The sequence below is a fragment of the Mycobacterium sp. UM_WGJ genome (assembly GCF_000455125.1).
Taxonomy (GTDB): domain Bacteria; phylum Actinomycetota; class Actinomycetes; order Mycobacteriales; family Mycobacteriaceae; genus Mycobacterium.
This window is the reverse complement of the sequence record NZ_AUWR01000067.1, coordinates 1-9,341: the sequence shown is the minus strand read 5'-3', so window position 1 is coordinate 9,341 and position 9,341 is coordinate 1. Positions and strand designations below refer to the sequence as shown.

7 protein-coding genes are annotated in these 9,341 nt (G+C 68.7%); all 7 read right to left on the bottom strand.

Translation table 11 applies throughout. From position 1 onward, the window contains the following. Nucleotides 1–92: 92 nt before the first annotated feature. The 7 genes from N416_RS0118485 to N416_RS0118455 all read right to left on the bottom strand — a co-directional run bounded on the left by N416_RS0118485 (nucleotide 93) and on the right by N416_RS0118455 (nucleotide 9,238). Nucleotides 93–692, bottom strand: coding sequence for a DUF1707 domain-containing protein (locus tag N416_RS0118485; protein ID WP_024443589.1), 600 nt, complete (start codon nucleotides 690–692; stop codon nucleotides 93–95). Nucleotides 693–748: 56 nt separating this feature from the next. Further along, nucleotides 749–1,537, bottom strand: coding sequence for an enoyl-CoA hydratase family protein (locus tag N416_RS0118480; RefSeq protein ID WP_024443588.1), 789 nt, complete (start codon nucleotides 1,535–1,537; stop codon nucleotides 749–751). Continuing rightward, nucleotides 1,537–2,703, bottom strand: coding sequence for an acyl-CoA dehydrogenase family protein (locus N416_RS0118475; protein WP_024443587.1), 1,167 nt, complete (start codon nucleotides 2,701–2,703; stop codon nucleotides 1,537–1,539). The genes N416_RS0118480 and N416_RS0118475 overlap by 1 nt, the downstream gene beginning before the upstream one ends. Then, complete coding sequence (locus N416_RS0118470; RefSeq protein ID WP_024443586.1) at nucleotides 2,700–4,691, bottom strand: biotin carboxylase N-terminal domain-containing protein; 1,992 nt, start codon at nucleotides 4,689–4,691, stop codon at nucleotides 2,700–2,702. Before N416_RS0118470 ends, N416_RS0118475 begins: the two co-directional genes overlap by 4 nt. A gap of 8 nt (nucleotides 4,692–4,699) precedes the next feature. Further along, a complete protein-coding gene (locus tag N416_RS0118465) occupies nucleotides 4,700–6,295 on the bottom strand; it encodes an acyl-CoA carboxylase subunit beta (RefSeq protein ID WP_024443585.1) in 1,596 nt (531 codons plus the stop codon). A gap of 82 nt (nucleotides 6,296–6,377) precedes the next feature. Further along, nucleotides 6,378–7,526 (bottom strand): acyl-CoA dehydrogenase family protein, encoded by a 1,149-nt coding sequence (locus N416_RS0118460; RefSeq protein WP_024443584.1) that lies wholly within the window; start codon nucleotides 7,524–7,526, stop codon nucleotides 6,378–6,380. Beyond that, nucleotides 7,523–9,238, bottom strand: coding sequence for an acyclic terpene utilization AtuA family protein (locus tag N416_RS0118455; protein ID WP_024443583.1), 1,716 nt, complete (start codon nucleotides 9,236–9,238; stop codon nucleotides 7,523–7,525). Before N416_RS0118455 ends, N416_RS0118460 begins: the two co-directional genes overlap by 4 nt. Nucleotides 9,239–9,341: the final 103 nt, after the last annotated feature.

Below are 9,341 nucleotides of genomic sequence, written 5' to 3'. Positions count from 1 at the left end.
GCTAGGCGGGATGGCGGTGGCCCGCTGCGCCCGGCTTCGCCGCGCTTGCGACCACCGCTAGGCGGGATGGCGACGGCCCGCTGCGCGCGGTGTCAGCCGCGAGGTTTGCGGCTCTTGCGCCGGATGCCGACTCCGCCCCACAACGAGAAGCCACGCACCTTGACCGTGGGTGCCCCGGGGGTGCCGGTGCCTTCGACCTGCCGGTCGAAGCCGCCCATCACGCCGTAACCGTGGATGTCGACGTTGACCTCCGGCGGCAGCAGTATGGTCTGCCCGCCCATGATGGAGTAGGCGTTGATCTCGACGTCCGGCGAGGTGAAATCGGCGTAACGCAGGTCGATGACGCCGCCGCCCCACAGTGAGAAGGTGGTCAGCCGCTTGGGCACGTTCCACCGACCGCGCCGCTCGAAGGAACTCATGATCGCCAGCAGCAACGTCGACGGCGCGGGCTTGCAGTCCCCACCGCGGTGCGGGCACACCGAGGAGCCCGGCAGGTCGGCACGCAGGCCGTCGAGCTCGTCGTAGGTCTGCGCGGCGTAGGCCTTGGCGAGCCGTGCCTCGTACTCGCTCATCGGCAACTGCCCCTGCGCGACGGCGTCGCCCAGTACCTGCGCCAACTGGATCCGGTCGGTGTCGGCGGCGCGCGACTCGGTGCCGTTGGAGTCTTGGCCACGCCGGCTTGAGTTCCTCATCGGATACCAAGCCTACGACTAACCGCGTTTGCCGCAAGCTGGGTTGGCCAAAGTGCCTATCCGGCCCAGCTGGGTGGACGCTGTTGCAGGAAAGCGAGCATTCCCTCCCGGGCCTCGTCGGAGACGAACATCCGCGCCGACGCGACGCTGAGCGGCTCGGCGTCCCGGTCGAACCCGGCCAGCACCGCCGCGGTGGTCAGGGCCTTGGACGCCGCCAGCCCCTGCGGGGACCCCAGGCGCAGGTTGGCGACCAGGTCCGCAACGGTGGCCCCGACATCCTCGGCCGCCAGAGTTATCAGGCCGATCGCCGCGGCTTCGGCGGCGCCGAACTTCTCGCCGGTCAGGTAGTAACGGGCCGCGGCCCTCGGGGAGAGCTTGGGCAGCAGCGTCAGCGAAATTATCGACGGCGCCACTCCGATGCGGGCCTCGGTCAGGGCGAAGGTGCTGGCCGGTCCCGCGACCGCGAGGTCGCAGGCGCCGACCAGCCCCATGCCGCCGGCCCGCACGTGGCCGTCCACCGCTGCGATTACCGGGCGCGGTGACTCGACGATCGCGCGCAGCAGAGCCGCCAGCTCGCGGGCACGGTCGGCGGCCAGGTCGCCGGGTGAATCTCCGGGCTCGCCGGAGGCTTCACTGAGGTCCGCGCCGGCGCAAAACGTATTGCCGGTGTGGCTCAACACCACCACCCGCACGTCGGGGTCAGCCGCCGCGTCGCGCAGCCCGGCGTGCAGCTGAGCGACCAGCTTCGACGACAGCGCGTTGCGGTTGTGCGGCGAGTCCAGCGTCAGCCGGGCCGAGCCGTCGCCGGTGTGCTCCGGCCCGGTGTAGGTGACCAGCGTGTCCATCAGTACGACCGGGGCAGGCCCAGCGACGTCTGCGCGACGAAGTTGAGGATCATCTCCCGGCTCACCGGCGCGATCCGCGCCAGCCGGGACGCGGTGACCGCTGCGGCGATGCCGTACTCCTTGGTCAGGCCATTGCCGCCGAGGGACTGCACGGCCTGATCGACCGCGCGGGTCGATGCCTCGCCGGCGGCGTACTTGGCCATGTTGGCCGCCTCGGCAGCGCCGAAGTCATCACCGGCGTCATACAGCGTCGCGGCCTTCTGCATCATCAGCTTGGCCAACTGGATCTCGATGTGGTTCGCCGCCAGCGGGTGCGACAGGCCCTGGTGCGCGCCGATCGGGGTCTTCCACACCTGGCGGGTGGTGACGTAGTCGACGGCCTTGCCGATCGCGAAGCGGCCCATACCGACTGCGCTGGCCGCGCCCATGATGCGCTCCGGGTTCAGTCCGGCGAACAGCTGCGCGATCGCGGCGTCCTCCGAGCCCACCAGCGCATCGGCCGGCAGCCGGACGTCGTCGAGGAACACCTGGAACTGACGCTCCGGGCTGATCAGCTCCATCTCGATCGGCGTCCAACTCAACCCCGGGGTGTCGGTGGGCACCACGAACAGCGCGGGCCGCAGGTTGCCGGTCTTGGCGTCTTCGCTGCGACCCACCACCAGCACCGCCTGCGCCTGGTCGACACCGGAGATGAAGGTCTTCTGGCCTTTGAGGATCCAGTCGGATCCGTCGCGGCGCGCGGTGGTGGTGATCTTGTGCGAGTTCGACCCGGCGTCCGGCTCGGTGATGGCGAACGCCATGGTCAGCGAGCCGTCGGCGATACCGGGGATCCAGCGCTTCTTCTGCTCGTCGGTGCCGAACTTGGAGATGATGGTGCCGTTGATGGCCGGCGAGACGACCATCATCAGCAACGCGCAGCCGTTGGCCGACATCTCTTCCATGACCAGCGACAGCTCGTACATGCCGGCGCCGCCGCCGCCGTACTCCTCGGGAAGGTTGACGCCGATGAAGCCGAGTTTGCCTGCCTCGTTCCACAGTTCGTCGGTGTGCTCGCCGGCGCGGGCCTTCTCCAGGTAGTAGTCCTGGCCGTAGTTGCGGGCCATCGCTGCAACCGACTCGCGCAGTGCGCGCCGTTCGTCGCTTTCGATGAAGCTGGTGTCGCTCATTGCTGATCTCCTTGTACTTGCGATGGTGATTCGGGCGCTTCGACACGGGCCAGCACGGCGCCGACCTCTACTTGGTCGCCCGGCTTGATGTCGAGTTGGGTGAGCACGCCGTCGGACGGCGCGCTGATGGTGTGTTCCATCTTCATGGCTTCCAGCCAGATCAGTGGCTGGCCGGCGGTCACCTGGTCGCCGACGGCTGCACCCAGCCGGATCACGTTGCCGGGCATGGGCGCCAGCAGCGATCCCTGCGCGACTGCCGACTCCGGATCTCCGAATCGGGGCACCGCCACCAGGTGGACCCCGCCGGCGGGGGAGTCGACGTAGACATCCGAGCCGTACCGGGCGACGGTGAATGTCCGGGCGACGCCGGCCGCATCGGCCAGCACCACTTCACCCGGAGCCGACGAAATCAGGGTGACTTCGCTGCCGTTGACGATCAGCCCCGTTCGGGTGAAACGGTATTCGATGCGATGCTCGATCCCGGCGTCGTCGAGATAGCCCTTGGACTGGAAACCCGAGGCCAGGTTGCGCCAACCGCCGGGAATGGAGCCGTATACCTGCGCGGTGGCCCGATTGTGCGCCGCGTCGGCCAGCGCGGCCGCGAGCGCGCTGGTCTGCACGGTGGCGGCGTCGGCCAGCGGCGCCGACAGTTCCGCCAGTCCGTGGGTGTCGAAGAACGCAGTGTCGGTGGCCCCGTCCAGAAAGGCCGGATGGCGCAGCACGTTGACCAGCAGGTCACGGTTGGTGCGCAGGCCGTGTAGCCGGGTTCGCGCCAGCGCTCCGGCCAACACGGTGGCCGCCTGCCGGCGCGTGGGTGCGTAGCTGATCACCTTGGCCAGCATCGGGTCGTAGTGGATGGACACCGTCGACCCGCTCACGATGCCGGAGTCCAGCCGGACGCCGGTGAGCCGGGCCAGCGTCTCGAACTGTGCCGCCACGGCAGGAACGTCGAGGGCGTGCACGGCCCCGGCCTGCGGCTGCCAGCCGTGGGCCGGGTCTTCGGCGTAGAGGCGGACCTCGATCGAATGTCCCTGCGCAGCAGGAGGCTCGGCGTCGAGTCGAGCGCCGTCGGCCACCGCGATCTGCAGTTCGACCAGGTCGACACCGGTGGTCTCCTCGGTGACCGGATGCTCGACCTGCAGCCGGGTGTTCATCTCCAGGAAGTAGAACTCACCGCTCTCGTCGGCCAGGAACTCCACGGTGCCCGCGCCGGTGTAGCCGATCGCGCCGGCCGCCAGCCGGGCGGCCTCGAAGAGTTTGGCGCGCATCCCGGGGGTGCGTTCCACCAACGGCGACGGCGCCTCTTCGATGACCTTCTGGTGGCGGCGCTGAATCGAGCACTCCCGCTCGCCGACCGCCCACACCGTGCCGTGCTGATCGGCCATCACCTGCACCTCGATGTGGTGCCCGGTCGGCAGATAGCGCTCGCAGAACACCGTCGGGTCACCAAACGCCGACGCAGCCTCGCGCTGGGCTGCTTCCACTTCTCCTGCCAGGGAAGACAATTCGCTGACGACCCGCATACCGCGGCCGCCGCCGCCCGCGGAGGCCTTCACCAGCACGGGAAGCTGCGCTTGGGTGACGGTTGCCGGGTCGAGTTCGTCGAGAACCGGCACGCCCGCGGCGGCCATCAGCTTCTTCGACTCGATCTTTGAGCCCATCGAGGTCACCGCGGCCACCGGCGGCCCGATCCAGGTCAGACCGGCGGACTGCACTGCAGCGGCGAAGTCGGCGTTCTCGGAAAGGAATCCGTAGCCGGGGTGGATGGCGTCGGCGCCGGCGGCCTGGGCCGCGGCGATGATCGCCTCGGCGGACAGGTAGCTGGTGGTCTCCGGCAGGCGCACCTTCGCGTCGGCTTCGGCCACGTGCGGCATACCCGCATCGGGGTCGGTGTAGACCGCGACCGTGCCCAGGCCCAGGCGACGGCAGGTGGCGAAGACCCGTCGGGCGATCTCGCCGCGATTGGCCACCAGAACAGTGCTGATCATGCGAGTCCTCACATCCGGAAGACGCCGAAGTTCGACGTCCCCTCGATCGGGCCACTGGCTATGGCGGACAAACACATTCCCAACACGGTGCGTGTGTCGCGCGGGTCGATCACACCGTCGTCATAGAGCATCCCCGACAACACCATCGGCAGCGACTCGGCTTCGATCTGTCCTTCGACCATGGCGCGCATGGCGGCGTCGGCCTGCTCGTCGACCTGCTGGCCGCGGGCCTCGGTAGCTGCCCGGTTCACGATCGACAGCACGCCCGCGAGCTGCGCCCCGCCCATCACCGAGGACTTGGCCGACGGCCAGGCGAACAGGAAACGGGGATCGTAGGCGCGCCCACACATCCCGTAGTGCCCGGCGCCGTAGGAGGCGCCCAGCAGCAGGGAGATGTGCGGCACCTTGGAGTTGGACACGGCATTGATCATCATCGAGCCGTGCTTGATCATCCCGCCCTCTTCGTAGTCCTTGCCCACCATGTAGCCGGTGGTGTTGTGCAGGAACAACAACGGGGTGTCGGAGCGGTTGGCCAACTGGATGAACTGGGTGGCCTTCTGCGATTCCTCGCTGAACAGCACGCCTCGCGCGTTGGCCAGGATGCCGATCGGATAACCGTGCAGCCGTGCCCAGCCGGTCACCAACGACGAACCGTAGAGCGGCTTGAACTCGTCGAAATCGGAACCGTCGACGATCCGGGCGATCACCTCTCGTGGGTCGAACGGGATGCGCAGGTCTGCGGGCACAATGCCGATCAGCTCTTCGGAGTCGAACAGCGGCTCGGTCACCGGCTTGGGCTTGGGACCCTTCTTGGTCCAGTTCAGCCGGGCCACGATCCGCCGGCCGATCCGCACCGCGTCAAGCTCGTCATTGGCGAGGTAATCGCCCAGCCCCGAGGTGCGCGAGTGCATCTCGGCGCCACCGAGCGACTCGTCGTCGGACTCTTCGCCGGTGGCCATCTTCACCAGCGGCGGCCCCGCCAAGAACACCTTGGAGCGTTCCCTGATCATGACCACGTGGTCGGACATGCCCGGCACGTAGGCCCCACCGGCGGTGGAGTTTCCGAAGACCAGCGCGATGGTCGGAATGCCGGCGGCTGACAGGCGAGTCAGGTCGCGGAACATCTGGCCGCCGGGGATGAAGACTTCCTTCTGGGTGGGCAGGTCCGCTCCGCCGGATTCCACCAGGGAGATCAGCGGAAGCCGGTTCTCCAACGCGATCTTGTTGGCGCGCAGGATTTTGCGCAGCGTCCACGGGTTGGACGTGCCGCCTTTGATGGTCGGGTCATTGGCGATGATCATGCACTCCACGCCTTCGACGGCGCCGATTCCGGTGACCACGCTGGCCCCGACGTGGAATGCGCTGCCCCAGGCGGCCAGCGGGCACAACTCCAAAAAGGGTGAGTCGGCATCGATCAGAGCCTCGATCCGCTCCCGGGGGGTGAGTTTGCCGCGGGCGTGGTGGCGCTCGACGTACTTGGGTCCGCCGCCGGCGAGCGCCTTGGCGTGCTCGGCGTCGATCTCCGCAAGCTTGTCGTTCAGCGCCGACGCCGCCTCGGTGTAGGCGGGGGACTTGGGGTCCAGGGTGGACTTGAGGGTGGTCATAGCCACCCCCGACGATTCAGAGCGGAGCCTGCGCAGCGATGCGGTGGGGGTACCTCCCGCTTACGGGGGAGAGGGGGAGTAATCATGATTGGTATCCAAGCGTCTTGGCGGCCAGGGAGGTCAGGATCTCGGTGGTTCCGCCGCCGATACCGATGATGCGCATATCCCGATACTGGCGCTCCACCTCGGACTCGGCCATGTAGCCCATCCCGCCGAACAGCTGCACCGCCTGGTTGGCCACCCATTCACCGGCCTCGACCGCGGTGTTCTTGGCGAAACACACCTCCGAGATCAGGAAGGATTCGCCGGCCAGCTGACGCTCGACCACGTGGCGGGTGTAGACCCGGGCCACGTCGATGCGCCGGGCCATCTCGGCCAGCGTGTTCTGTACCGCCTGCCGTGAGATCAGCGGCCGGCCGAACGTTTCGCGGTCCCGGCACCACGCCACGGTCAGGTCCAGGCAGCGTTGCGCGCTGGAGTACGCCTGCGCGGCCAGCCCGACCCGCTCGGAGACGAACGCCCCGGCGATTTGGGCGAAACCGGTGTTCTCGGCACCGACCAGGTTGGCTGCCGGCACCCGGGCGTCGACGTAGGACAGTTCGGCGGTGTCGGAGGACCGCCAGCCCATCTTCTCCAGCTTTCGTGACACCTCGAAGCCAGGCGTGCCCTTCTCGACCACCAGCAGCGACACCCCGGCCGCTCCCGGCCCGCCGGTGCGCACCGCGGTGACGACATAGTCGCCGCGGACCGCGGAGGTGATGAAGGTCTTGGAGCCGTTGACTATGTAGCAGTCGCCGTCGAGGCGCGCCGTGGTGCGCAGGTGCCCGACATCGGAGCCGCCGCCGGGCTCGGTGATGGCCAGCGAACCGATCTTCTCGCCGGCCAGCGTGGGGCGGACGAAATCCTCGATCAGCCGGGCGTCGCCCGAGGCGATCATGTGCGGCACTGCGATACCGCAGGTGAACAGGGAGGCGAACACACCGCCCGGCGCACCGGCCTGGTGCATCTCCTCGCAGACGATCAGCGCATCGGCGCCGTCGCCGCCGCTGCCGCCCACCTCCTCGGGGAAGCCCGCGCCCAGCAGGCCGACCTCGGCGGCCTTGCGGTGCAGTTCGCGCGGCAGGTCGCCGGTGCGTTCCCACTCGTCGACGTTCGGCAGGATCTCGCGTTCGACGAATCCCCGAACCGTCTTGCGGAGTGCTTGACGCTCGGTGGTGGCCCAGATACTCACAGTTCCCCTTCTGGCAGCAGCTGATCGGGTATCTCGAGATGACGGCTGCGCAGCCATTCGCCCAGTCCCTTGGCCTGCGGGTCGAATCGGGCCTGGTAGGCCACGCCCTGCCCGAGGATCCCCTCAATGACGAAGTTCACCGCGCGCAGTTTCGGCAGCAGGTGGCGGGTGACCGGCAATGCGGCGGTCTCGGGCAGCAGTTCGCGCAACTTCTCGACAGTCAGGGTGTGGGCCAGCCAGCGCCACTGCTCATCGGTGCGCACCCAGACTCCGACATTGGCCGAGCCGCCCTTGTCGCCACTGCGGGCGCCGGCGATCGTCCCCAACGGTGCCCGCCGGGTCGGGCCGGCCGGTAACGGCTCGGGCAGCTCCGGCTCGGCGGCCGCGGCGAGTTCCAGGGTCTGGGTGGCGGCGGCGATGTCCACCCGGGTGCCGTCGGCGTGCACGGCGACGTGCGGCACCTGGGTGGCATCGACGTAGCCGGGGGTGAACACCCCGTAGACCTGGCCGTCACCGGGCGGGGCGGTAACACAGAAACCGGGGTAGCTGGCCAGTGCCAGCTCGATGCCGGCCGCGGAGAACTTGCGGCCCACGTTGGCCGGGTCGGGATCGCGCACCACACAGTGCAGCAGGGCACTGGCGGTTTCCTCGGTATCGGCATCGGGGTGGTCGGTGCGCGACAGCGTCCACTGCAGCTCAGCGGGCCGGACGGTCATGGCCGCTTCGAGCTGGGTGCGGACCAGCTCGGCTTTGGCCTCGATGTCCAGGCCGGTCAGCACGAAGGTGGTCGAGTTGCGGAATCCGCCGATGCTGTTGAGCGACACCTTGTAGGTGGGCGGTGGTGCCTCGCCGGTCACGCCGGAGATGCGTACCCGGTCCGGTCCGTCGGCGGTCAGCTCGATGCTGTCCATGCGCGCTGTGACGTCGGGGTTGGCGTAGCGCGCGCCGGTCACTTCGTAGAGCAGTTGGGCGGTGACGGTGTCGACGCTGACCAGTCCACCGGTGCCCGGATGCTTGGTGATCACCGAGGACCCGTCGGCGTGGATCTCGGCGAGCGGGAATCCGGGGTGCAGCAACTTCTCGGTGGGTATCTCGGTGAAGAACGAGTAGTTGCCGCCGCTGGCCTGGATGCCGCATTCGATGACGTGGCCGGCCACCACGGCACCGGCTAGCTGGTCGTAGTCGGTGCGTGACCAGCCGAAGTGTGCGGCGGCGGGTCCCACGATCACCGATGCGTCGGTGACACGGCCGGTGATCACCACGTCGGCTCCGCCGGCCAGGCATTCGGCGATGCCCCAGGCACCCAGGTAGGCGTTGGCCGTCAGCGGGCTGCCCAATCCCAGCTCGGCGGCGCGCGGCAGCAGGTCGTCGCCCTCGACGTGGGCGACGCGGGCCGGAACGCCCAGGCGTTGCGCCAGCTCGCGCACGGCGTCGGCCAGGCCCGCCGGGTTGAGCCCGCCGGCGTTGGCCACGATGCGGACGCCCTGGTCGACGGCCAGTCCGAGGCACTGTTCGAGCTGGGTCAGGAAGGTCTTGGCGTACCCGCGCTCCGGGTTCTTCATCCGGTCGCGACCCAGGATCAGCATGGTCAGTTCGGCCAGGTAGTCACCGGTGAGGTAGTCCAGTTCACCGCCGGTCAGCATCTCGTGCATCGCGGCGTGGCGGTCGCCGTAGAAGCCCGAGCAGTTACCGATGCGAACGGCTGGTGTCATCCCCACATCCCATCCCTCAACCAACCGGTAGGTTAGCCGGTACCGCCGGTGTCGCGTCAAGGTGCGGCGAGCCGCACCGGGCCCGTCGTCGAGCCTCGCTGAA